We start from the raw sequence: 22,032 nt of genomic DNA on the forward strand, positions 1-22,032 counted from the left end.
AGAGAACAAGTGTATTTATGGACATTATCTATTTACTTATGCCTCTCGCACTCATTTTTGTAGCTGTTGCTGTGTGGGCGTTTTTCTGGGCAGTTGATGATGGACAATATGATGACTTAGAAAGCCCAAGCCATAGCATCCTTTTTGATCAAGAACCTTCTGCTCAAAAAACCACAACATCAATATCAACATCAGAAAACAAAGCGAATGATTGACGCTAGTAGTTTCACCACAGCCTTCCTGCTAGGGGTATTTGGCGCAGGTCACTGCCTAGGCATGTGTGGTGGTTTAATGGGAGCACTTGCACTATCAACTCCCTCAGGAAGCTCTTCAAGCATTTATCTTGCACTTTTTAACTTAGGCCGAATTATCAGCTATGCCCTGGCCGGTTTATTACTTGGCTCATTGGGCTGGGCTATTCAGTCGCTAGGGCTGGGTACAGGCCTACGCACTGTAGCCGGACTGTTATTAGTTGCAATGGGGCTATACCTGGCAAACTGGTGGCGTGGATTAACCTATTTGGAAAAAGCTGGTGGACGTCTTTGGCAGAAGATTAAACCTCTCACTCAAAAATTCATGCCTCTTAAATCATTCAAACACGCGTTTGTTTTGGGTGGACTTTGGGGATGGTTGCCCTGTGGACTGGTGTATAGTTCACTAACCTGGGCTGCTGCCAGTGGCAGTGCCTGGAACGCTGCTACCTTAATGATGGCCTTTGGACTAGGTACACTTCCTGTCATGATAGCCTCAGGTTTATTTGCTCAACAGCTTCATCGTTTGCTCGATAGCCATGGTGTTCGCCAGCTATTGGGTATTTCTGTTATTCTTTTTGGTTGCTGGACTATACCCGGCCCTCACCAAGCTTGGCTTATGTCAATTACTCAATCATTATTACCAAATAATGACACCCCCATTACACATCATATGTCGCATTAGTTGTTTTAACTGGCACCTAGCTAGATTGCGCTTGATGCACATCAAGACAAACCACACCAAACGTACCTAAACTGACCTCCTGAATATGATTAGGAGAGGCAGCTTTAATTATGGTGCAAGCGCTTGAGTGGGACAGTCAATTGATTCACCGCTATGCAGTAAACGGTCCAAGGTATACTTCGTACCCTACTGCCGTTGAATTTACTGCACCATTCTCTGAGGTTGACTATTTGAATGCTGCAAAGCAAAGCAAGCAGCTAAATACACCTCTTTCACTTTATTTTCATATACCTTTTTGCGCTAATATTTGTTACTACTGCGCTTGTAATAAAGTTGTTACAAAGCAACGTTCTCAGGCTGTCAGTTACATTAAAAACCTGATTCGCGAAATGCATTTTCATGCAGAATATTTTGGTCAACGAGAAGTAACACAATTACACTGGGGAGGAGGAACACCTACCTACTTAAGCTTAGAACTTATGCAACAGTTAATGGAAAAAACAAACGATTATTTCCAACTTGTTGATGATGCGAGTGCTGATTACTCAATAGAAATAGATCCAAGAGAAGCTGACTGGGCAACGATGGGCCACTTGCGTCAGTTAGGCTTCAATCGAATTAGCCTGGGAATTCAGGATTTTAACCCTGTCGTGCAACAGGCAGTAAACAGAGTTCAAACCGAAGAAGAAACATTAGCAGTTATTGATGCTGCCCGTACATTAAGTTTCAAGTCAGTGAACGTAGACTTGATATATGGGTTACCTCATCAAAGCACTCAAAGCTTTTTGACAAGCTTAGATAAGGTCCTTGAACTGGCACCTAATCGTCTCTCAATCTTCAATTATGCACACCTCCCTGAGCGATTTAAACCACAACGTCGTATCAGTGAAAAAGACCTACCCTCACCAGCTGAAAAGCTTTCCATTCTGAAGCACACCATTGAGCACCTTATCGATGCTGGTTATGTGTATATCGGGATGGATCACTTTGCACTGCCTGATGATGAGCTGACAGAAGCTAAAGTCACAGGGCAACTGCACCGCAATTTTCAAGGCTATACGACGCATAAAGCGTGTGACTTACTTGGTTTAGGCTGCTCTGCAATAAGCCAGGTTGGTGATACTTACTGGCAAAACCACAGTAAGCTAGATAACTACAGCCAACAGGTCAATCAAAACACCTTTCCATTTCAGCGAGGCTTTGTTTTATCTACAGAAGACTCACTGCGAAGAGAGGTCATCAGTCAGCTGATTTGTCACTTTGAGCTAAACACTCAGCAAATTGAGCAGCAGTTTGGGATTGATTTTAACCGGCATTTTGCTTATGAGCTAGACGCTTTACAACTGATGGCAGAAGATGGCTTGCTGACTATTAGTGAGGATAATCTTACTGTTAACCCCAAAGGCCAACTATTAATTCGCAATATATGTATGGTATTTGACCAATACTTAACCAGAAATAATGAAACAACACGCTTTTCAAAAGTAATATGAACGCATCTTAGTAATTCCCGTTGGAGTTTTTAGTAGTTTCCCCTACAATAGCCTCTAATCAGATACTAGCATTAAACATATATGACGACGGAAGTTGATTAGAGGCCCTCACAGCATGACGTCGAAACCTACTGTAAAACACTTAAATCAGGTGGCCTGTAAAGACTGTGCCCTGCAGCCTCTTTGCCTGCCTATTGCTTTAAACACTGAAGATATTGATTTACTTGATAAAATTATCAAGCGGGGACGCCCTTTGCGCAAGGGAGAACACCTGTTTCTTGAAGGAGATAAGTTTGCTTCCATTTATGCTGTTCGCTCTGGCGCCCTAAAAACCTATACCTCTACTAATGACGGTGATGAGCAAATCACAGGCTTTCATTTGCCTAGTGAGTTAGTGGGAATGAGTGGCGTTGACAGTGATGCCTACCCCGTTTCTGCTCAGGCTATTGAAACTACGACTGTTTGCGAAATTCCATTTGATCGTTTAGATGAGCTTGCGGAATCTTTGCCTGAATTACGCCGCCAATTAATGCGCATCATGAGTAAAGAGATTCGTGAAGATCAACAAATGATGCTGTTGTTAAGCAAAAAAAATGCTGATGAGCGTATTGCTACTTTTTTAGTCAATCTGGCAACACGGTTTAGACGTCGTGGGTACTCCTCTCAGTCCTTTCGACTTCCCATGTCCCGCAATGAAATGGGTAACTACCTAGGGCTTGCTGTTGAAACAGTCAGTCGCGTTTTCACCCGCTTCCAAAAAAATGGCTTAATTGTCGCTAACGGTAAAGAAGTCAAAGTTGTTGATCCTATCAACTTATGCTCTTTAGCAGGGGGAAAGCCTGTTGAAGTTAAAAAAAATGGCAGCACTGACACCTAACAATAAGTAACCCGCTCCTCATGATTTTTGACGAATATTACATTAAGTCACTGATTCGTAGTGTACATGACTGGCCTGCGCCTGGAGTTATCTTTCGTGATATCACTCCTCTTTTCCAGTCACCTAAAGCACAACGAATGGTCATCGATAGCTTGATACAACGCTATGTTGACACAGAAATAACCCATATTGCTGCCCTTGATGCGCGTGGTTTTTTGCCAGGAGCGGTTATCGCCTATGCATTGAACAAACCACTCGTATTGCTTCGTAAACAAGGTAAACTTCCTGCAGAAACAGAAACTGAAACTTATGACCTAGAGTATGGACAAGCTACCATTGAGGTGCAGCGCGGAGCTTTGGATCCAGGCAACTCTGTCTTGCTTATTGATGATTTAATTGCAACAGGTGGAACTCTACTCGCTGCCGCTACATTAATCAGGCGTTTAGGTGCTCACGTATATGAAGCCGCAGCGATTATCGATTTACCTGACTTAGGTGGCAGCACAAAGTTGCAAGATGCCAATATTCCAACGTTTACACTCTGCGCATTTTAAATTTTAGCCGCCCCCTATCTCAACCCAAAGTCGACCCTGCCAGGCAAATAGCCTGGTAGGTAGCTGTTTTCCAGCCTTTTAATAAGCAAAACAGTCATCGTATCATTTGGCAAATTAGCTCCACATCATCCAAATCTTCACCTTTCCGTCATACTTTTGTCTTTAAAAAAACATACTTGTTTGAATAATTGACACCATCATCCAAAGAGGTCATGGCTAAAATAATGCTGTTTGATTTACAGGAGTAAATTCAATGGCTAGTTTTGCTATGCACATGAGCAAAAATCGTAAACTCAATACGTTACAGTGACTTTTTTAAAAAATAGGCTAGGTTAATGGGAAAGGTAATTATAAAAACAAGTTATTACTTTCCATAAACAGCCCTATCTGTAGATTGGTCAATATTATGCATGGCTTCCCATATAGATTTTGGGCTGCGATAAGAGAGTGAGACCATGGGAATCTGTCCAGATGAACTTCGCCACTATGTTATTAAACCCACATTAGACTATATCGATATGTGGTCCCCTTTTGCCGAAAACCTGTTGTTGGGCACCGCGGCTCAAGAAAGTGGTTTAGGCTTCTACTTAAAGCGTCATAAGCAACGTTCATTAGGCATCTACTGTATTACACCAATGATGCATAAAAATATTTGGGACCGGTACTTAGTTAAGCACTCTGACTTAGCGAGTAAAATTCGTGGATTGGCCAGCCAGCACGAGTTTCTTGCTAATCCTCATGCCGAACTTGCCACAAATTTGTCCTATGCCACGGCAATAGCTTGGTTAATATATAAACGAAACCAAAATTTTATTGAGTCTGAGCCCAGTAACATTTATATGCTAGCCAAATGCTGGCGACGTTTTTATCATGTTAGACCCCAAGCCCATCTAGAGTCGTTTATACAGCATTATCAGACTTTAATTTTAAATAACAGCGAAGCAGCATAACAGCTATCACGGGGACTGATCCATGCATATTTTAATTGCACCGGATTCATTTAAAGGATCGCTGACAGCCTTAGAAATATGTCAAACATGTACCTCTGCAATTCTCTCAATAGCGCCTAATACTCAAATTACTTCATTTCCCCTTGCAGACGGTGGTGAAGGGACTGTTGATGCCTTTTTACATAATGCTGGAGGACAAAAAATCAACCTGACAGTGACAGGTCCATTAAATAAACCTATTGATGCCTTTTACGGTATTTTGGCTGACAATAAAACAGCTATTATTGAAATGGCAAGCTGCGCAGGACTACCTCTTCTTACCCCAGAACAACAAAACCCACTTTATACCACAACTAAAGGTGTTGGCGAGCTTATACTCAATGCGCTCGATAGGCAGTGTAATAAAGTCATATTAGGGCTGGGGGGAAGCGCAACCCATGATGGCGGTGCAGGTGCTTTAAGTGCTTTAGGTTATGAGTTTCTTGATGAGCAGCAGCAGCCTATTCCAGCCGGGGCCGAAGGCTTACTTAAGCTATGCTCTATTAACACAGCCAACTTAGACCCTAGAGTTGAAAACACAGAGTTTATCATTGCGAGTGATGTAAAAAATCCTCTTTTGGGAGAGCATGGTGCAGCCAGTGTATTTGGGCCTCAAAAAGGCGCAACCCCTGAAATGATTCCGACTCTGGATCTTGCGGTCAACAACCTTATTCAACTACTCGCCCAGCACTTTGATATACCCGCTGCTGAGATCATTCAACAGCCAGGAGCTGGCGCAGCAGGAGGAATGGGAGCAGGCTTACTGACCAGTTTGCCCAACGCATCAATTCATTCAGGCTTCGAAGTCATCGCACAATACTTAAGCTTAACCGATTTATTTAAACATGGTGAGCTTGACTTAGTGATCACTGCAGAAGGACAGATCAACCAGCAGACCTCTCAAGGGAAGCTTCCTGTAGGCGTAGCCAAACTTGCCAGTCAGTACAATATCCCCGTCATTGCCCTCGTCGGTAGTATTGGTAAAGGTGCTGAGCTTACACATGAACAAGGTATCACCAGTATTTTTAGTATTATTAACCAACCTATGCCTCTTGAGCATGCTGTCACGCATGCTGATGAACTTCTTCACCAAACCATGCGTGAAATTTTCCGACTAGTGCGAGCTTTTCATACCGAAAAAGCTTCTGGTCAAAAGGGCTGATAACTTTTTTAAAAAGTAAAAGTTAAAGATGGGTTGCAAACTCAACGTTCTTTATAACTAGCGATTCATCGCTTGCTGTTGGTCCGCACAACGAATACAGCGCGCAGTATAAGGCATGATTTCCAGCCGGGCCTCAGGAATAGCTTGGCCACAGTGCTCACAGGTGCCATATTCATCCTCATCTATGCGCTGTATTGCCTGCTTGACTTGGCGAAGCTCTTGCACAGCCTCATGCCCCAGTGCCTCCATAACTTCATCATTCTCACGCTCTTGAGCCTGTTCAGACCAGTCTTTATTCGCACTTTGTTGCATGTTTTGTTTAATCCGCTCAATGCGCTGTGTTAGCTCATTTTCTCGCGTTTTCAACCGCTGCTTTAGTGAGTGATAATCCATTGACTTTCTCCTTAAAGTCTCCTGCTTACCTTCAAAGCTAGAAAAGAAGTGTATTAGCCAGCTATCACGTAAAGCTTGTAGGGCTACTTATCAGCTTAAAAGGGTTTCTGTATAATGTACGGCTATTTGTCAGCTTGGAAGTAATGTAAACACCATGACACACCTGCCCCCCCATCAGCAAATCAATATAAACAAACTACAAAAACGTCTGCGACGCGAAGTCGGACGCGCTATCGCTGATTTCAATATGATTGAAGATGGTGATGTAATTATGTGTTGCCTGTCTGGGGGTAAAGACAGTTATACCATGCTTGATATCTTACTCAACCTGCAAAAATATGCACCTGTTGGGTTTGATCTCATTGCCGTTAATCTTGACCAAAAACAACCAGGCTTTCCTGAGCACATTCTGCCCGATTACCTGAAAAGCTTAGGGATAAACTACCGAGTTGTAGAAGAAGACACTTACAGCATTGTCAAAGAAAAAGTGCCCGAGGGGAAAACGACCTGTGCACTTTGCTCCCGTTTACGCCGCGGCATTTTATACCGAACGGCAAAAGAGGTGGGAGCGACCAAAATAGCTTTAGGTCATCATCGTGATGATATCCTAGAGACCATGCTATTAAACATGTTTTATGGTGGAAAATTAAAAGGCATGCCTCCCAAGCTAGTCAGTGATGATGGTCAGCATATGGTCATTCGCCCCCTAGCTTACTGCCGAGAAAAAGACATTGAAAAATACTCATCTGCAATGAACTTTCCTATTATCCCTTGTAACCTCTGTGGCTCTCAGGAAAACCTACAGCGTAAAAATATAAAAGCGATGTTAAGACAGTGGGATAAGCAATTCCCTGGAAGAATTGAAAGCATGTTCAGTGCTTTACAAAGCGTCGTACCTTCTCACCTGGCAGACACAAACTTGTATCCCTTTAAGCATATCAACGCAGATGGTACACCTCGTGAAGACGGTGATCAGGCATTTGATCGCCCCCAAATGAATCCTTTTCACCAAAGCAAATCAGACAGTAATGATACTGCTGTAGAAACCGTGAAGTTCATTCATCCCAATTAAGGCATCAGCCACTGTTTATAGTCATGGCAGTTTAATGGTGTTCATTAAGCTGCCAGTCATACTGATAGCTTATATCACCTTGGTACTGTCTTAATTGAGTGCCTAAGCCTTTTTCAGCGTAACGTATTAGATGAGCAATAATTTTTGCCTCGCTGCGACCGAAATCATCGTTATACCAATCATATATCTTTGATAAAACTAGCTCCTCACGTTGCCAGCTGACGCCTTTAGGCTGATTGATAAAGCGCTTTGCTGCCGCTTCCAGCTGCGGTTCAATAAGCTTCGCTGTTAGCGCTTTAGGTTGTAAATCCGGACAACCTATGCTGGCACAATTCACCACATAGTGAATACGTGGATCTTTCCAAATGGGCCTTAAAATTCGATGCTCAATATCGTTGAGTGTAAGGGATTGATTAGTAATGGTCACAATAGGGTCATCCCAGGGACCAAAGCTAAAAAAACCTTCACCTAGCTTGGTTATTGAAGTAACAGGGTAGTGCTTCAGCACTAGCTGGACTGTTAATGCATTATACAAATTAACCCAGTAAGCAAACTGCTCATTAAGGTTGTACTGCCGTGGATCTATCCGTTTAAGCTGATTAATATAGTCCGTAAGTAACAAGCTACCCTGCTTAGCTGCTGCTTTATAGTTCAGCAAATAAATATTTTTTTCTTTATCAAGCACTAAATACTGATCCAGAAAGTTCTGCCATAACTGGTGATCTATCTTGCTGCTACTTTGGGTAGCTTTATCCCAGTATGCCCAATAATCTGCTTTAGGAGCAGCATACACGATAGGTATTAGCCAAAAACTCAATAGGGTGATCAGTAAACGTATAGTAAACATAGCGTCATTTATACTCATTAGCTTATTGCAAAGCTCTTTACCCTTTGCCATCTTGTTTTTGCTTTACACCTCAGTAGAAGCTAAAGCGACTCACTCCCATAATCACTTTGACCCTTATCTTTACTGAAAAGTATTCATTTTCATAATTTACATGACCATGACAGTGTAATAACTAGAAACATTCGTATTAGCTATAGAGACTAAAAACACAGTTCATACGTTATTTCATTTTGAAAATTATCATATAACCTTCAATTTTTTCTTCTTATACTTTACTTGGCAAAAGACCATAATAAAAACAAGGAAATAATAATAAGGACCGTTGCTATCAGGCCAAACATATTGTGCTGTCGATACATCAAGGATAAGTGTATTGCATAGCCTGGTTAAGCAACACGTTCAAGGAGGAACCTTATGAGAATAATGCATGTCATTGGGTTAATTATTCACCCACAAAAAGAATGGCAAAAAATACGGCTGGAGTCGACATCAATTCCCCGTATTTATCTTACTTACATCTTTTTACTCGCCGCAATACCTATACTATGTAATTACATTGGCACCACACAGATTGGCTGGTATTTCAACCCAGATAAAGTCATTAGGTTAAGTTCAGACAATGCCGCAACAATAGCCATAATGGGCTATCTCGCATTACTTGGTGGTGTTTTTGTTGTCGGGCTGCTGATCCATCAGCTATCACAGACCTACAGTGCATCAACCTCACTGGCGCAATGTGTTGTGTTTTCTGCCTACACAGCAACCCCCTTATTTGTTTTAGGAATTGCCGGTTTATACCCAGCCATTTGGGTATACCTTATTGCCGGTATTATCGCAGCAGCCTACACCACTTACTTACTCTATGCAGGGCTGCCTATTGTTATGAATATTCCTAAGGAACAAGGGTTTTTCTTTGCCAGCTCAATCCTTTGTGTTGGCTTGGTCGCATTTGTATCACTACTCGTTATTGCCGTTTTACTATTAGCCACCGGGATTGGACCAGGCGTCAACCTATTACTATAAAAACAGGGCTAAACTAGAATGCGTTGGCTAGGGTGTATAAAAAACGATATAGTGTTATTAGTACATAATGGTCTTTACCATAACAATAACCAAGGATATAACGCGAGCCACTTAAATCACACACTATCGCTTTAAACATATGCCCTACCAAGCCATTGCCCAAAGAATTAATTCATTACTTAAGCAGGCAGAAACACACTATCAGTGTTATTTTGCTTTTCCTGAGTTTTTTTTAGATTTGCGTGGCAGTGTTGCTGGGCAAGCGAATTGGCAAACCAACACATTACGCTTTAATCCAGCACTTCTTCAGCAGCATACTGAACATTTTCTAAAGCATACCGTTGCCCATGAGGTTGCTCACTTGGTTGCCCCCAATGTTTATGGACAGAGAATTAAGCCCCATGGCAGGGAGTGGCGCTTTGTTATGGAAAGCGTTTTTGGCGTAACAGCCAGTCGCTGTCATCGTTATGATATTTCCAAAACAGGCCATTATCCTTATGTTTACTCCTGTGCTTGTGAGCGCCCACATTTTTTAAGCGCCATACGCCATAAACGATCTCTTCGAGGTACTGATTACCTTTGTCAAAAATGTCGCGCTACACTACGTTTTACGCATAAACTCAACGCAGAAAATTATGGCTAACAAACGTAGCTTAATTTTGGTCCTAGGTGATCAACTTTCATTAGACATAAGTAGCTTAAGAGATTTTGATCCCCGACATGATCAAGTTATCATGGCCGAGGTATGGGAGGAAGCTCACTATGTTTCCCATCACCAAAAAAAAATAGCATTAATTTTCTCAGCCATGCGCCACTTTGCTAACCAGTTAAAAAAGCAAAAATGGCCTGTACACTACTATCAGTACGACCCAGATAGTCCCTATCGATCATTACTTGATGTCTTAAAGAGTGCTGTAAAGCATTACTCCCCTCACCAAATACTCATAACCCACTGCGGAGAGTGGCGACTACATAATGCGATGCAAACGTGGTCAAAACACCTGGCAACACCAGTGCATATTCTTGAAGATGACCGCTTTATTTGCAGCCTTGCCGAGTTTAAAGAGTGGGCAGCAGGAAGAAAACAGCTACGAATGGAGTATTTCTATCGTTATATTCGCCAAAAAACAGGACTGTTGATGGAGGGTAACAGCCCCACTGGTGGCCAATGGAATTTTGATAAGAAAAACCGAAAGTCATATAGCAATGACCCTCCTGTTCCACCTGTCTATCAATGTAAGCCCGACAAAATTACTCTAGGTGTTCTTAACGACGTTGCTCATTATTTTCCCGAACACTTTGGCCAGCTCAAGCCTTTTTGGTTTGCTGTAACAACAGAGCAAGCCAATGCGGCTTTAGTACATTTTATTGAGCACAAGTTAGCTTATTTTGGTGACTTTCAGGATGCAATGAGCAACCAGCATGAGTTTTTATTCCATGCACTTATCTCTATCTATTTAAATATTGGCCTACTGGACCCAATAACAACGTGTAAAATGGCTGAACATGCCTATCAGCAAGGTAAAGTGCCACTCAACGCTGTAGAAGGCTTTATTCGACAAATCATTGGTTGGCGAGAATATGTTAGAGGCATTTATTGGTTAAAAATGCCTTCTTACGCAAAAGAGAATGCTTTTAATAATGACCGTAGCCTTCCTTCTTTTTACTGGAATGCTGAAACCAAAATGCAGTGTATGCACCAGTGCTTAAAAAGTACTTATGAACATGCTTATGCTCATCATATCCAACGGTTAATGGTTACAGGCAATTTCGCATTATTGGCAGGCATTACCCCTACTGAAATCTGTGAGTGGTATTTAGCTGTCTATGCTGATGCCTTTGAGTGGGTTGAGTTGCCTAATACACTTGGTATGGTTATGCACGCTGATGGTGGTTTATTAGGTTCAAAGCCTTATGCTGCCAGCGGCAAATATATTGCAAAAATGTCAGACTACTGTAAAAGCTGTCACTACAACGTGAAAACTCAGATTGAAGATGATAGCTGTCCATTTAATGGACTGTACTGGTTCTTTCTAATTACTCACTATGACACGCTCAAAAGCAACCCAAGAATGAAACTCGTGTTAAGTTCACTTCAACGTAAATCAAAAAGTGAAATTGCTAAGATCAAACAGCGAGCACAACAGCTTCTCATGCAATTAGACTCCTTGTGAATTAAACCTTCCTCGCCATCCTTTTCAGGACAGGCTAAAATTCATTTATTTTGTAGCAATGAAATGGCAATTTACATGAATGAACCTTGGTCCACACTATCCTCCATTCTTGAAGCTGACCCAACCAATGAAGATATTCTAGATAGTATCGCCACACATGGCTTACTAACGGCGGCAACCATAAGCCCACGCCAACCCACAATTGACCAAATCATATTTTGTATTTTTGATGGTAGTCCTGACTTATCTCCAGAAAATCTCCAAACACTCAAAAATGCAATCCAACAGGCACAACAGCAGCTTGAGCAGCCCTTGTTTTTAGGCGAAGGTCTGGAGCTTCCCTTTGAGTGGGATGAAGAGGAAGAACTTGAGGATTCAGATATACAAGCCTGGTGTATTGGCTTCATGAGTGCTGTATTTTTGGATGAGGATGCCTGGTTTGACACCGATGAGCAGGAATCAAGCGAGTTACTGTTACCCATAATGGTACTTTCTGGGCTGTTTAGCGATGCACCAGAGTTTACCGAAATGTCTGAGGATGAAGCACTCATTACCGATATGAGTGAACAACTCCCTGAGCTACTGACTGAACTCTATTTGTTTTATAAATGCCCAGAAGATAAAAAAGACCAAATCAAAAAACCTTCAAACAAGTCAGGCTCTGCAAAACCGAAAAAACACTAGAGATAATTAGCAAGGGTTATAGTTCCTACAAAGCGCCAACAATTATTAAGTTGGCGCAGCGGTTATATTGGTGCAGCAATCAACTGTAGAGCTAACTGCTTTAGAGCTACTTTTCTATCCACACCTCTACTCGACGATTTTTGGTTTTACCCGCTAAACTCTCTCCTGATGCAAGCTCAAGCACACCGTACCCTTTGGCCTCAACAGCTCCATGGGATAACCCGCCCTTAGTCAACTCCCGCGAAACGACTTTTGCACGTAATTTAGCCAGTAAAGCGCGTTTAGCTCCTTTTACATCAGCATCAGCAAAGCCAATCAATAATAGCTTTTTATTTCCTCCCTGCTGAGCATAAAAATCGACTAAGCGATTAAGGTCACGAATCGCTTTATTATCCAAATCAGCTTTGCCTGCCACAAAACGAAAGTTGACAGATAACCGCTGGTAGCCCTTAACCATATCTCGGTAGTCTTTGGGCATTGTGGAAAGGTTTGTCTGCGGAAGGCGATCTACTTTTTGGGAAATAAAGCCTGTTTTTTCTACTACAGCCTGGCCCTCTGGACTTTGAGTAAATGCTAAAAACTCTTTCACGAAGTCATCATCGCTCAAGCTATACATATAGAGTCGGCGACTTAAAGGATAATCCTCAGTAGCTACTGAAGCAGCACTAGGCTTAATGTAATGATTACCTCCATCAGCAATGGCCAACGCTTTTGCACGACCTATAGCGTTTAAACTCACAAAGCCAATAAAATTAGGGTCATTGGCAACCTTCCTTGACAGCTCTTCATTACTTTCCAAGCGTTCAGCTGACGCAACTAATGCTCCACGACCGCTTAATACTAAGCTGTTAAACGTATCCCATGTTCCCGACTGAGCATCACGCGCTAACAATTTAACAGGATCAACCCCCCAGCCCAATTGAGTCCACTCAAAAATACGACCACTGAATACATCAGCCACTTGCTTTACTTGCAGTTGTTTCAGGGGGTTATTTTTACTGACAATGACCGCAATACCATCCAAAGCAAGAATAAACTCATGATCAACACTACGAATAGCATCCCCCCCCAACTTACTCACTTCAGAATCTCTAACGGGCCTTGATGCTGCGCCAATCTGCACATTCCCGGCCGCAAGCTGGCGAAAACCATCAGAACTACCATGAGCAGAAATATTAATACTTACCGTTTTTTTCAGTGCGGGTACATTCCCTGTTACCTTAACTTCATTAATACCTGTTTCTTCAATTTTAATTTGCTGCACTTGCTTAGCTTGTAAATAAGCTTTCACCAACTCAGGGCCAAGCTCTGCCCCAATGGTATTTGAACCAGCCATATTAAACAGGTTAGCGTCTGCCCCGGATCCACTAAAACGAGTAAAAGGTTCAAGTCCCTTAGCTGTTATTGCAAAACAGCAAATCCCAGCCATGATGCCACGTATCACCAATGACATAAAACCAGTGCGCTGAAGATAACTAAACAAAGGAACCCCCTTAATGATAATCGATCATTTTTATTGTAAACCTATCATACTCTTTTCAGTCTCCCTGCACCCATTCATCAGGAGATAATCATCAGTATAGCTATGTGTAGCTTTTTCGACATACTCTTGCAACAACTTCATTTACGTCTATGAGTAAGGAAAATCAACCTTTTGGCCTATTGAGTCTGGACAATAACACTCTGAGTTCATAGCCTTTAAAAAGATCAACTATCTTTGTTATGACAATGACTATGTATGAAATTATATTCACTGGGCGTCTTACCCCAGAAACCTCCAAGGATACGGCGAAGGAAAACATAGCGAAGTTATTCAAAGCTTCAGCAGCCCAGATTGAAACATTTTTCTCCGGCCGCCCTGTCATTATCAAAAATCAGCTAGACATAACCACTGCACAAAAGTATGAGCGCACTCTGTTAAAAGCTGGGCTCATCTGTCAAATCGTGGATTCCAACACTAAGGAGCCTTGGCAAGCTGAAGCTGAGCTTGCTCCCTCCCCAGTCACAGCCTCTTCCGAGACATCCACTCCAGCGCCAGCCTCTTCAATCACAGAGCAAACTGATGACCCAAGTAGCTCACAACCAGCAGCAGATGATCATGACTGGACCCTGGCTCCCGTTGGCGCAGACTTGGTTCAAGCTGACAACACGCCTCCTCCTCCTGCGCCTGATGTAAGTGACATTACGCTGAAACCGATGGAAGGCTATTTAGTCAACCCTGAAGAAATCCCTAAACCCAAAGCTGTCACCCCTGATACCAGTAACTTGTCACTCAGCTCTGACGAGACATAAGACTTAATTTGGTAGGAAATATAGCCGGCACGGGTTAGCCTTTGACTGGGGACAAAAACGTAAACCACTTCAATCTTACAACTGTTGTATACACAACGGTAAAATAGTTATTCTGTGGTCCTAAACAAAATGGAATACTCAAGGTTCATGATTATGATAAAAATGAAGTTGCCAGGCCTATACCTTCTTATTGCAGCGTCGTTAGTTTTTAGCTCAGCAAGCTGGGCTACTACTTCTCATGTTCGAGTGGAAACCTCAATAGGCAATATTGAGCTAGAGCTTTACCCTGAAAAAGCCCCCATTACTGTTAAAAACTTTCTCCGCTATATTGAGCAAAAATTCTACAATGGCACTATTTTTCATCGTGTCATTCCTGGATTTATGGCCCAAGGCGGTGGGTTTAACACCGATATGGAACGCAAACCAACTCATACTCCAATCAAAAATGAAGCGCAAAATGGTTTAAAAAATGAGCGTGGCACTATAGCAATGGCAAGATTACCTGCGCCAGATACCGCTACCTCTCAATTTTTTATCAATGTCAGCAATAATGCATTTCTAAATCATGGTGCTCGAGGTGCAGGTTATGCGGTTTTTGGTCGGGTCACTCAAGGTATGGAAGTCATTGACAAAATTGTGAATGTGCCCACTCATAACATCAATGGCATGCAAAACGTCCCAGTAAAGCCTATTGTCATCAAACAAGTTACCTTAGTTAATACCGAAAATAAGGGCACCAAAAAGCAGTAATAGGTATTGGGTGACAAGTGTATGCTTTGCAAAACATTTGTCGGGTACATACAGACTACTACACTATATAGTTAAGAAAGACTCTATTTATTATTAGAAAACAACAAACGCTATAGCTACACATTAATAGAATAATAAGGCTTAAAGGCGTTCCTTGCTGTGTTGTGGTAGTTTTTTGTTACAACCAGTTTACTATTTTTAATATGTTGAGGATTTACCATGCTGCGCAAGGTTATGATTGCATTAACCATGCTGTTTTGGCTAAATGCTGAAGCACAAACCTTCCATTTGGTGACTGAACCATTCCCACCACTTAATATGACAGTGCTTTACAGTAGCTTTGGTCGAAACGAAAAGGTCACTGGATTTGCCACAGATATTGTCAGAGAAACATTTAAACGTGCAGGATTAAGACTTGAACTAACCCTCTATGCCTCCTGGGATAGAGCGTTAAATATGGCACTTAACGAACCAGGTAAAGGTATTTACTCTGCATTTAGAACCGCCGAACGGGAAAATAAGTTTAAGTGGGTTGGTCCATTATTCGAGGAAGAGTGGATCATTCTCGCAAGGAAAAGCCGCAATATCACCATTAACCAGCTTGCAGATTTAAATAAATATGCTGTAGGCAGCTTTGAAGCAGACGCAATAACCGACTACCTGCTAGAGAAAAAAATAAACGTCATCAAAGCCAAAAATGATGTCGTGAACGCAATGAAATTGAAAATTGACAAAATTGACTTATGGGCCACAAGCTCTTTATCTGGGCCATTTATTGCACAACGCCAAAAGATGGACGACATTGAACGTATTTTCACATTCAGTAAAAGTGGTCTCTGGCTGGCAATGAATAAATCTACAAGTGATGAAACTATTGAACTCCTCAACAGCGCTTTAAGCACGCTCAGAAACGAAGGGCGTATTGAAGCAATCATCGATAAGTACCGAGAAAAATAACAACTAAGCCAACAAAAACTGTATAGTTTTTAAACGGAATAGCGTTCTCTGTTTTGCCGCACGGATGCGGTTCTGCTCAGTTCTGCCTACCATAAAAACCTCTGTTTCCAAACTCATAGTCATTAATCAAATAACTTGGTCGAGTATTGAAATGCTGTGAAATAAGTTTAGAAACGATTTACGTGGAAATAGCTGTAACCCATTAACCAAACCACATTTGAAATGTTTGTCATATAAAGGGATACTGCGTTTTTTAGACGTGTAAAAAGAAGTGAACTCGGAATGGCGGCGGCCCTCATCAGCCACACCTCGGCACATGAAGTCACTACTACCGTTGCTCCCTTCCGGGCCTGGCGGGGTTCGCAGATATTCATTGCGAGGGGACCAACAAGGGCCTCCATTACAGGTTACGGGTATGCCCCGTATCAAGCGTGGTGCGCATTCTCTCTGATTTAGTAACAATTTGCAAGGGCGTTTTTAAGGATATCGATTACGACAATAACTATAGATAATCAACAAATACAAACTAATAGTTTTTGAAAATAACAAAGTCCTATTATTCTTTTACACTAATCTATTATGACTAAACTATTTAACTATCATGACGCTAATGGCTGAGCCAGCCCCTTTGCCACCTTCAACCCAGGAGGGAAAGATCGTACCCATTCTAGCCGGTGGTGGTACCCGTCTGCCTGCTCATGTAGGAATTCTTACTGGGCTTAACGAGTTAGGGCTTAGTTTCACTAGTATTGTTGGTGTTTCTGGTGGAAGTATTGTTGCAGCTTTATATGCCTTGGGTAAGTCAGTCAGTGAATTAAAAAAGCTGGTACTGGCTGTTGACTTTCAACAGTTCAAAGGGCAGTCACTGATGAACCTCATTCGCTCAGGAGGACTGTCAAATGGTTCAATCTTTGAAAAGTGGCTCGATAACGAGTTAGGTGGTGTTTACTTTAAAGACCTAACCGTTGATTTACATATCGTTGCCACAGACGTAGTGACATCTCAACCTGTCATTTTTAATGCTCAAACAACTCCTGACTTAAAAGTATCCAAGGCTGTATTATTTTCAATATCCATCCCCCTTATCTTTAGCTTTCAACACTTTGATCAACATATTTTGGTTGATGGCAGTATTCTCTCAGAAGATGCTCTCTATCGCGATTGGGCTGGTGACGGTACACCTGTCGTATGTTTTCGCTTAAGAAGCCAAACCTACCATAAGAAGATTTCCAGCAACCCCTCTTTTCTACCGATAAAAGACTACTTATCAATGCTTATTAGAACGTTCATGACAACATTGTCAAGAGAGTATATAAACGACTCATTCTGGCAATCGACAGTCATTGTCAATACTGGTAGTTATTCCCCCGTCGAATTTAACTTAACGAATGATGACAAAATATGCCTCTTTCAAATGGGCTATAAAACTGTCATGGATATCGTTCCTCTTAAACTCCATCAAACAGCAAACTCTCATCCTTAACTTTAAACACAGCCAAATTTTCTCCATTGACAGAAGTGCATCGCCTGCCTATAACAACTTAAAGTCCATAATAATCATTCACTATAAGTTTAAGTTTTACGACATTTTTTATTCAATTATTTTTTCGATTTTACTGACATATTTTATAACTGAGCCTAAGCACATTCATGAATGGCAACATGTTAGGACCTGTTAATACTATTGGAATGAAATAACCAACAACAAAATTTTGAAAGGTTATTGCGTGAAAACACCAATAAAGCTTGCTGACTACCCAGATAACCCAGACCTGTTTTGGGATTTATCATCAATTATCAACAAAAATAAAGCAGCCGAGTTTTTCAAGCGCGTTGCAAGAGCTTTTTGCGTCTATAGTCCAACTGTAAAAAAAATATATTCCAATTTTGAAGTACTATTAGCCGGTTCAGGACGAGAAGGGATCATTGTACTACCTGATCCTTATGCATTTCACGACACATTTAATCATATAAATGAAGCAGCAATCAAAAAAACAGGTGTAATACTTTACCCTGGAGCAGCCATTAATCAAAAAGGTCTTTTTATTGGTATTCCTCTTGGTCACGAACAACGCATGCGTCATCTTAGCTTTACAACAGCAATAAACTTTTTAAACCGTATTTATCAAAAAAAAATTGGTATTGAGTTCCTGCCCGTATTGGTCAATGGTGATTTACGGGAGTTTGCAGCAAAAACGCCCTATTTACACCTACATAGACTTGATACACGAAGTTTATCTGATCAAAGTAGTTTTGAAAAAAACGACATTGGCGGAGCCATTAAGGATAAGTTTTCGAAAATAACACCTTTAATTACCAGGCCTAGCCAATAAGCAGGAAAAGGCTTGCTGCTAGTTAACACCTAATCAGCAAACCTCAAAAGAACTAGATTATTATAGAATTACTGGATAACAAGGAATAACGCAGCATTGCCACGTATTATTCTCAATAATACTTTATTACTACGTTTGCTTAATGCTTGTTGTAAATCTCGCAAGTTTTTCACTGAATGACGATTAGCCGCAATAATACGATCTCCAGGTCTCAATCCAGTATATGCTGCAGCACTTCCAGCCTGAATATCTCGAACAAGCACACCATCTTCACTTTGTGAGTTTTGCAAAATTGCGCCTTCAAAAATTTTATGTACTTTGCTGGCTCCGGTAAGTTTTTCTCCACCTATTTTAATATTAAGATCTTTTACTTTTTTATCTCGTAAAATGGTCACTTTGACTTCATCACCAATGCGTCTCAGTCCAATTTCATTACGAAGCTGTGCAGCATTTCCAACCGACTTTCCTTCAACAGCAATAATTATATCACCATCACGCAGTCCAGCTTTTTCAGCTGTTGAACCTGGCTGTACATCATTAATCAGTACACCACGTTGTTGCTCATCCAGATTAAATGCTTCAGCTAGATCCGCTGTTAGATCCTGAATATAAACGCCAATTTGCCCTCTTTTCACTTCACCATGGTCAAGTATTTGCTGAACACTTGCTTTAGCCATATTGGTGGGGATGGCAAAACCAATACCAACATTTCCCCCTGAAGGTGCCAAAATAGCCGTGTTCACACCCACTAACTCACCACGCAAATTAACCAGTGCACCACCAGAGTTACCTGGGTTAATAGAGGCATCCGTCTGGATAAAGTTTTCATACCCCTCAATTCCTAACCCTGAACGCCCTAAAGCACTGACGACACCTGTCGTTACCGTTTGACCTAAGCCGAAAGGATTACCAACAGCAATCACAAAGTCACCCACAGCTAATTTATCAGAATCAGCTAATGGCAGCGCCTTAAGGTTGTCCGCATTGATATCAAGTACAGCGATATCTACATCAGGGTCACTACCCACAACTTCAGCTTTAATGGTACGCCCATCCTCTAAGGTCACTCTGACTTCATCAGCGCCTTTAATAACATGGTAATTGGTAATTACAGTACCTTCTTCAGCATTTATGATGACGCCGGATCCAGCACTTTGCGTTTGCCGTTGCTGTCTGGGCTGAGAGGGTGGCATATTAAAAAAATGTCGAAAGAACGGATCACTCAACAATGGGTTTTGTACTGTTGTTTTAGCATAAGTTGAAATATTGACGACAGCAGGTGTTACTGTTTTAACCAGTGGTGCTAACGTAGGCAACTGCTGTCCCTGGCTATCCTTGGCAGGTAAAGCTGCTGCCGATACAGTAGGCAACATAAGTACGGCTGCTATGATTACCATGAGCGACTGCCAACACTTTACTTTCATTCAATGACCTCCTACAAACCCTGTGTTACGAATCAATACTATTTTTAGTAAAAGGTTAAACGCTACTACGTCCACTCATATAGATCCAAAACGAGTGACATGTTAAGTAAAACACACTCAATGCCAATTATTTCACATTATGGCAATGCATTAATAGACATCAAGCCCTTCAAATAGTGCCCATAGTCATGTGAATTAAACTACAGTTAGCCTGTTACACACTCAAAAAAAATAAATAATTACAACCTACTAAAAGAGACATTGATTGCATTTGCAATATGTAAACCCTTTTAAAACACCCTCTTTACAGGTAAAAACACACCACACCATGAGTTTCATTACCCATTAATATACACAAAGCGAAGGGTATATACCCAATACGAATGGTTTTTAGGTGCGGCCATCGAGTGACGAAACCACATGAGCCTATATTACCCATGAGCCTGTATTAATAAGTGATTGGGGTGAGGAGTGAAGATAACAAAACCTAGAAATCATTCGTGAAGGGTATACATTACGTTGTGTATATCGATAACACTAGGGTATAGCAAAGTTAGTGAGTGGTGGTGAAAAGTAACCCTCATCTTCAGCCTGATAACATAATTTACCACCTCAAGAATGTAATCAAACGCTTTTAAGGAGGCTGCCTCTGTGTCTACATGTTGGCGATATTGTACCTTAGTATTAATGATGATTCTTACCACAGGCTGTAATGATGGCTACTATCAGTCAAACAGCTTCTGGGGAGCTGTTGCCGGTGCAGGAGTTGGCGCAGGACTAGGGTATGCAGCCTGTAAAGATAAAAAATCCAGCAAACGTAATGCTTGCATGATTGGTGGAGGCATCATTGGTGGTATTATTGGCGGTTACATTGGCTCCTATATGGACTCTTCAGACCAAGATAGAGCCGTAAAAGGTCTTCGCTCAACGCCTAATAAGAAAAACTATAACTGGACAAACAGTAGAACAGGTAACCGCTTTACCATCAAGCCTCTCAATAAGAGTAAGCAAGGCAATCAAGTTTGTCGTGATTACATCATTTATGGTCGTAAAAAAGGCAGCTCAAAACTTAATAAGCAGCGAGGACATACTTGTGTTTAAGCACACTTTAGTCATGAGCCTTTACCTGCTAGTAGTAGGCTGTATCCCACTTACTAAAGAGCAACGCCTCACATCAGATGTAAATAGCTTGTTAGAAGAACAACTGTTAGATGGGAAAATTGCCAACTGGCACGATAAGGATGAACCTAATATTGAACGCTACTTAGCAGTCTTTATTACATATTCGCAAGCTAACCAGGTTTGTCGTGACTACTTCACTCGACTAGAGATTAATGGTAAACCACAACCCAAACAGTTTGGCACAAGTTGTCGTTTAGCACCTCACGAATGGGAACCTGTTCAATGGTCAACCCATGCTCCTCCTAAACAGTCATCACAAAAGAAGGCTTACCGTCATTACCAGCAATTGGTTAAGCTTGCTGGCAATGGACCCAACCCATTTGCGACTGGCAACTACACCTTACCCCAAAAGCTGCTCAAATCCACAACCTATGCCGAAAAAAAATATAAGGTGCCATTCCGTAAAATCATTGGTAAAGCAGCTGCAGAACGTAAACTGAACCCAGTGCTTATTCATGCCGTTGTTAAAACCGAGTCAAACTACAACCCCAGAGCTGTCTCTCATGTGGGCGCAAAAGGATTAATGCAGTTAATGCCTGCCACTGCAAAAGAAATGGGTGTAGGCAATGTATTTAATCCTAGAGAGAATATTAAAGGTGGTTCAGGTTATTTGAAAAAAATGCTGACGCGACGTGGAATTAACGGCAATGTACCATTAGCACTTGCAGCCTATAATGCAGGCTATGGTAATGTTCAAAAATATGGTTATAAAGTCCCCCCGTTTAAAGAAACACTTAATTATGTAAAAAAAATCATGGCACTGTATAAAGCAAGTTAGTTGAAACAGAGAATATTTAACAACACCCGTAGCAAAATATACCCTGCCCTGAAAACTACATAAAGGCTTCGACTCTATTATAATCGGATAATCTCACAGTGTAGTCTAATAT

The 22,032-nt window shown here is 41.5% G+C and carries 23 protein-coding genes and 1 other RNA gene; 19 read left to right on the plus strand and 5 right to left on the minus strand.

Annotated features, from left to right (window positions below):
* The first annotated feature begins 17 nt into the window (after positions 1-17).
* The 7 genes from ccoS (at position 18) to F607_RS0102205 (ending at position 6,011) form a co-directional block, all read left to right on the plus strand.
* Entirely contained in the window at positions 18-215 is a 198-nt protein-coding gene (gene ccoS / locus F607_RS27805) for a cbb3-type cytochrome oxidase assembly protein CcoS (RefSeq protein ID WP_038289657.1), read from the plus strand.
* Positions 208-936: a sulfite exporter TauE/SafE family protein gene (locus F607_RS27810; RefSeq protein WP_051310738.1), complete on the plus strand. Its 729-nt coding sequence runs from the start codon at positions 208-210 to the stop codon at positions 934-936. The genes ccoS and F607_RS27810 overlap by 8 nt, the downstream gene beginning before the upstream one ends.
* A 110-nt stretch (positions 937-1,046) precedes the next feature.
* Positions 1,047-2,429 (plus strand): oxygen-independent coproporphyrinogen III oxidase, encoded by a 1,383-nt coding sequence (gene hemN, locus F607_RS0102185; protein WP_027706727.1) that lies wholly within the window; start codon positions 1,047-1,049, stop codon positions 2,427-2,429.
* A gap of 115 nt (positions 2,430-2,544) precedes the next feature.
* Entirely contained in the window at positions 2,545-3,306 is a 762-nt protein-coding gene (fnr, locus tag F607_RS0102190) for a fumarate/nitrate reduction transcriptional regulator Fnr (RefSeq protein ID WP_027706728.1), read from the plus strand.
* Positions 3,307-3,326: 20 nt separating this feature from the next.
* Positions 3,327-3,860: an adenine phosphoribosyltransferase gene (locus tag F607_RS0102195; protein ID WP_027706729.1), complete on the plus strand. Its 534-nt coding sequence runs from the start codon at positions 3,327-3,329 to the stop codon at positions 3,858-3,860.
* A 455-nt stretch (positions 3,861-4,315) separates the two neighbouring features.
* Positions 4,316-4,810, plus strand: coding sequence for a hypothetical protein (locus F607_RS0102200; protein WP_027706730.1), 495 nt, complete (start codon positions 4,316-4,318; stop codon positions 4,808-4,810).
* A gap of 22 nt (positions 4,811-4,832) precedes the next feature.
* Positions 4,833-6,011: a glycerate kinase family protein gene (locus F607_RS0102205; protein WP_027706731.1), complete on the plus strand. Its 1,179-nt coding sequence runs from the start codon at positions 4,833-4,835 to the stop codon at positions 6,009-6,011.
* Between the two features lie 57 nt (positions 6,012-6,068).
* Here the strand turns inward: F607_RS0102205 and F607_RS0102210 are convergent, their stop codons facing one another.
* A complete protein-coding gene (locus F607_RS0102210) occupies positions 6,069-6,404 on the minus strand; it encodes a TraR/DksA family transcriptional regulator (RefSeq protein ID WP_038289659.1) in 336 nt (111 codons plus the stop codon).
* A gap of 154 nt (positions 6,405-6,558) precedes the next feature.
* Here F607_RS0102210 and ttcA point away from each other — a divergent pair, with 154 nt between their 5' ends.
* A complete protein-coding gene (gene ttcA, locus F607_RS0102215; protein ID WP_027706733.1) occupies positions 6,559-7,476 on the plus strand; it encodes a tRNA 2-thiocytidine(32) synthetase TtcA in 918 nt (305 codons plus the stop codon).
* 31 nt (positions 7,477-7,507) lie between these two features.
* Here the strand turns inward: ttcA and F607_RS0102220 are convergent, their stop codons facing one another.
* Positions 7,508-8,341 (minus strand): DUF547 domain-containing protein, encoded by an 834-nt coding sequence (locus tag F607_RS0102220; protein ID WP_230400356.1) that lies wholly within the window; start codon positions 8,339-8,341, stop codon positions 7,508-7,510.
* A 396-nt stretch (positions 8,342-8,737) separates the two neighbouring features.
* Here F607_RS0102220 and F607_RS0102225 point away from each other — a divergent pair, with 396 nt between their 5' ends.
* The 4 genes from F607_RS0102225 to F607_RS0102240 all read left to right on the plus strand — a co-directional run bounded on the left by F607_RS0102225 (position 8,738) and on the right by F607_RS0102240 (position 12,204).
* A complete protein-coding gene (locus F607_RS0102225; RefSeq protein WP_027706735.1) occupies positions 8,738-9,346 on the plus strand; it encodes a Yip1 family protein in 609 nt (202 codons plus the stop codon).
* Positions 9,347-9,485: 139 nt separating this feature from the next.
* Positions 9,486-9,989, plus strand: a complete 504-nt coding sequence (locus tag F607_RS0102230) for a SprT-like domain-containing protein (RefSeq protein WP_027706736.1) — start codon at positions 9,486-9,488, stop codon at positions 9,987-9,989.
* Positions 9,982-11,520, plus strand: a complete 1,539-nt coding sequence (locus F607_RS0102235; protein ID WP_027706737.1) for a cryptochrome/photolyase family protein — start codon at positions 9,982-9,984, stop codon at positions 11,518-11,520. The genes F607_RS0102230 and F607_RS0102235 overlap by 8 nt, the downstream gene beginning before the upstream one ends.
* 75 nt (positions 11,521-11,595) lie before the next feature.
* Positions 11,596-12,204, plus strand: coding sequence for a YecA/YgfB family protein (locus tag F607_RS0102240; protein ID WP_027706738.1), 609 nt, complete (start codon positions 11,596-11,598; stop codon positions 12,202-12,204).
* Between the two features lie 106 nt (positions 12,205-12,310).
* Here F607_RS0102240 and F607_RS27815 read toward each other — a convergent pair whose 3' ends face one another.
* Positions 12,311-13,687 carry a substrate-binding domain-containing protein gene (locus F607_RS27815; RefSeq protein ID WP_051310740.1) on the minus strand — a complete coding sequence of 459 codons (1,377 nt, stop codon included), beginning with the start codon at positions 13,685-13,687 and terminating at the stop codon, positions 12,311-12,313.
* Between the two features lie 251 nt (positions 13,688-13,938).
* On the opposite strand from F607_RS27815, the gene F607_RS27820 reads away from it, so the two are divergent.
* The 3 genes from F607_RS27820 to F607_RS0102260 all read left to right on the plus strand — a co-directional run bounded on the left by F607_RS27820 (position 13,939) and on the right by F607_RS0102260 (position 16,203).
* Positions 13,939-14,496, plus strand: coding sequence for a hypothetical protein (locus F607_RS27820; RefSeq protein ID WP_051310742.1), 558 nt, complete (start codon positions 13,939-13,941; stop codon positions 14,494-14,496).
* A 153-nt stretch (positions 14,497-14,649) separates the two neighbouring features.
* The gene (locus F607_RS0102255; RefSeq protein WP_027706739.1) at positions 14,650-15,246 is read left to right on the plus strand and encodes a peptidylprolyl isomerase; all 597 of its coding nucleotides are present in this window, start codon (positions 14,650-14,652) and stop codon (positions 15,244-15,246) included.
* A gap of 219 nt (positions 15,247-15,465) precedes the next feature.
* On the plus strand, positions 15,466-16,203 hold the full coding sequence (locus F607_RS0102260) for a substrate-binding periplasmic protein (RefSeq protein ID WP_027706740.1): 738 nt from the start codon (positions 15,466-15,468) through the stop codon (positions 16,201-16,203).
* 293 nt (positions 16,204-16,496) lie between these two features.
* On the opposite strand, the gene ffs is transcribed toward F607_RS0102260, so the two are convergent.
* Positions 16,497-16,593: signal recognition particle sRNA small type (gene ffs / locus F607_RS33405), an RNA gene on the minus strand.
* A gap of 220 nt (positions 16,594-16,813) precedes the next feature.
* Between ffs and F607_RS0102265 the strand changes: the two genes are divergently transcribed.
* Both F607_RS0102265 and F607_RS27825 read left to right on the plus strand, forming a co-directional pair.
* Positions 16,814-17,686: a patatin-like phospholipase family protein gene (locus F607_RS0102265; RefSeq protein WP_051310749.1), complete on the plus strand. Its 873-nt coding sequence runs from the start codon at positions 16,814-16,816 to the stop codon at positions 17,684-17,686.
* 244 nt (positions 17,687-17,930) lie between these two features.
* On the plus strand, positions 17,931-18,536 hold the full coding sequence (locus tag F607_RS27825; protein WP_051310744.1) for a motility-associated ABC transporter substrate-binding family protein: 606 nt from the start codon (positions 17,931-17,933) through the stop codon (positions 18,534-18,536).
* 68 nt (positions 18,537-18,604) lie between these two features.
* Here F607_RS27825 and F607_RS0102275 read toward each other — a convergent pair whose 3' ends face one another.
* Positions 18,605-19,960 (minus strand): DegQ family serine endoprotease, encoded by a 1,356-nt coding sequence (locus F607_RS0102275; RefSeq protein ID WP_027706742.1) that lies wholly within the window; start codon positions 19,958-19,960, stop codon positions 18,605-18,607.
* A 651-nt stretch (positions 19,961-20,611) separates the two neighbouring features.
* Here F607_RS0102275 and F607_RS0102280 point away from each other — a divergent pair.
* Both F607_RS0102280 and F607_RS35885 read left to right on the plus strand, forming a co-directional pair.
* Positions 20,612-21,061, plus strand: coding sequence for a hypothetical protein (locus F607_RS0102280; protein ID WP_038289661.1), 450 nt, complete (start codon positions 20,612-20,614; stop codon positions 21,059-21,061).
* A complete protein-coding gene (locus F607_RS35885; protein WP_051310746.1) occupies positions 21,054-21,920 on the plus strand; it encodes a transglycosylase SLT domain-containing protein in 867 nt (288 codons plus the stop codon). Before F607_RS0102280 ends, F607_RS35885 begins: the two co-directional genes overlap by 8 nt.
* Positions 21,921-22,032: the final 112 nt, after the last annotated feature.

Origin of the sequence: Zooshikella ganghwensis DSM 15267 (assembly GCF_000428585.1) — a bacterium.
Lineage (GTDB): Bacteria > Pseudomonadota > Gammaproteobacteria > Pseudomonadales > Zooshikellaceae > Zooshikella > Zooshikella ganghwensis.

What these genes read in the sequence shown, in the direction of transcription:
- ccoS (WP_038289657.1), top strand. Translation starts at nt 18, where the DNA reads ATGGACATTATCTATTTACTTATGCCTCTCGCACTCATTTTTGTAGCT.
- F607_RS27810 (WP_051310738.1), top strand. Translation starts at nt 208, where the DNA reads ATGATTGACGCTAGTAGTTTCACCACAGCCTTCCTGCTAGGGGTATTT.
- hemN (WP_027706727.1), top strand. Translation starts at nt 1,047, where the DNA reads ATGGTGCAAGCGCTTGAGTGGGACAGTCAATTGATTCACCGCTATGCA.
- fnr (WP_027706728.1), top strand. Translation starts at nt 2,545, where the DNA reads ATGACGTCGAAACCTACTGTAAAACACTTAAATCAGGTGGCCTGTAAA.
- F607_RS0102195 (WP_027706729.1), top strand. Translation starts at nt 3,327, where the DNA reads ATGATTTTTGACGAATATTACATTAAGTCACTGATTCGTAGTGTACAT.
- F607_RS0102200 (WP_027706730.1), top strand. Translation starts at nt 4,316, where the DNA reads ATGGGAATCTGTCCAGATGAACTTCGCCACTATGTTATTAAACCCACA.
- F607_RS0102205 (WP_027706731.1), top strand. Translation starts at nt 4,833, where the DNA reads ATGCATATTTTAATTGCACCGGATTCATTTAAAGGATCGCTGACAGCC.
- F607_RS0102210 (WP_038289659.1), bottom strand. Translation starts at nt 6,404, where the DNA reads ATGGATTATCACTCACTAAAGCAGCGGTTGAAAACGCGAGAAAATGAG.
- ttcA (WP_027706733.1), top strand. Translation starts at nt 6,559, where the DNA reads ATGACACACCTGCCCCCCCATCAGCAAATCAATATAAACAAACTACAA.
- F607_RS0102220 (WP_230400356.1), bottom strand. Translation starts at nt 8,341, where the DNA reads ATGAGTATAAATGACGCTATGTTTACTATACGTTTACTGATCACCCTA.
- F607_RS0102225 (WP_027706735.1), top strand. Translation starts at nt 8,738, where the DNA reads ATGAGAATAATGCATGTCATTGGGTTAATTATTCACCCACAAAAAGAA.
- F607_RS0102230 (WP_027706736.1), top strand. Translation starts at nt 9,486, where the DNA reads ATGCCCTACCAAGCCATTGCCCAAAGAATTAATTCATTACTTAAGCAG.
- F607_RS0102235 (WP_027706737.1), top strand. Translation starts at nt 9,982, where the DNA reads ATGGCTAACAAACGTAGCTTAATTTTGGTCCTAGGTGATCAACTTTCA.
- F607_RS0102240 (WP_027706738.1), top strand. Translation starts at nt 11,596, where the DNA reads ATGAATGAACCTTGGTCCACACTATCCTCCATTCTTGAAGCTGACCCA.
- F607_RS27820 (WP_051310742.1), top strand. Translation starts at nt 13,939, where the DNA reads ATGTATGAAATTATATTCACTGGGCGTCTTACCCCAGAAACCTCCAAG.
- F607_RS0102255 (WP_027706739.1), top strand. Translation starts at nt 14,650, where the DNA reads ATGATAAAAATGAAGTTGCCAGGCCTATACCTTCTTATTGCAGCGTCG.
- F607_RS0102260 (WP_027706740.1), top strand. Translation starts at nt 15,466, where the DNA reads ATGCTGCGCAAGGTTATGATTGCATTAACCATGCTGTTTTGGCTAAAT.
- F607_RS0102265 (WP_051310749.1), top strand. Translation starts at nt 16,814, where the DNA reads ATGGCTGAGCCAGCCCCTTTGCCACCTTCAACCCAGGAGGGAAAGATC.
- F607_RS0102275 (WP_027706742.1), bottom strand. Translation starts at nt 19,960, where the DNA reads ATGAAAGTAAAGTGTTGGCAGTCGCTCATGGTAATCATAGCAGCCGTA.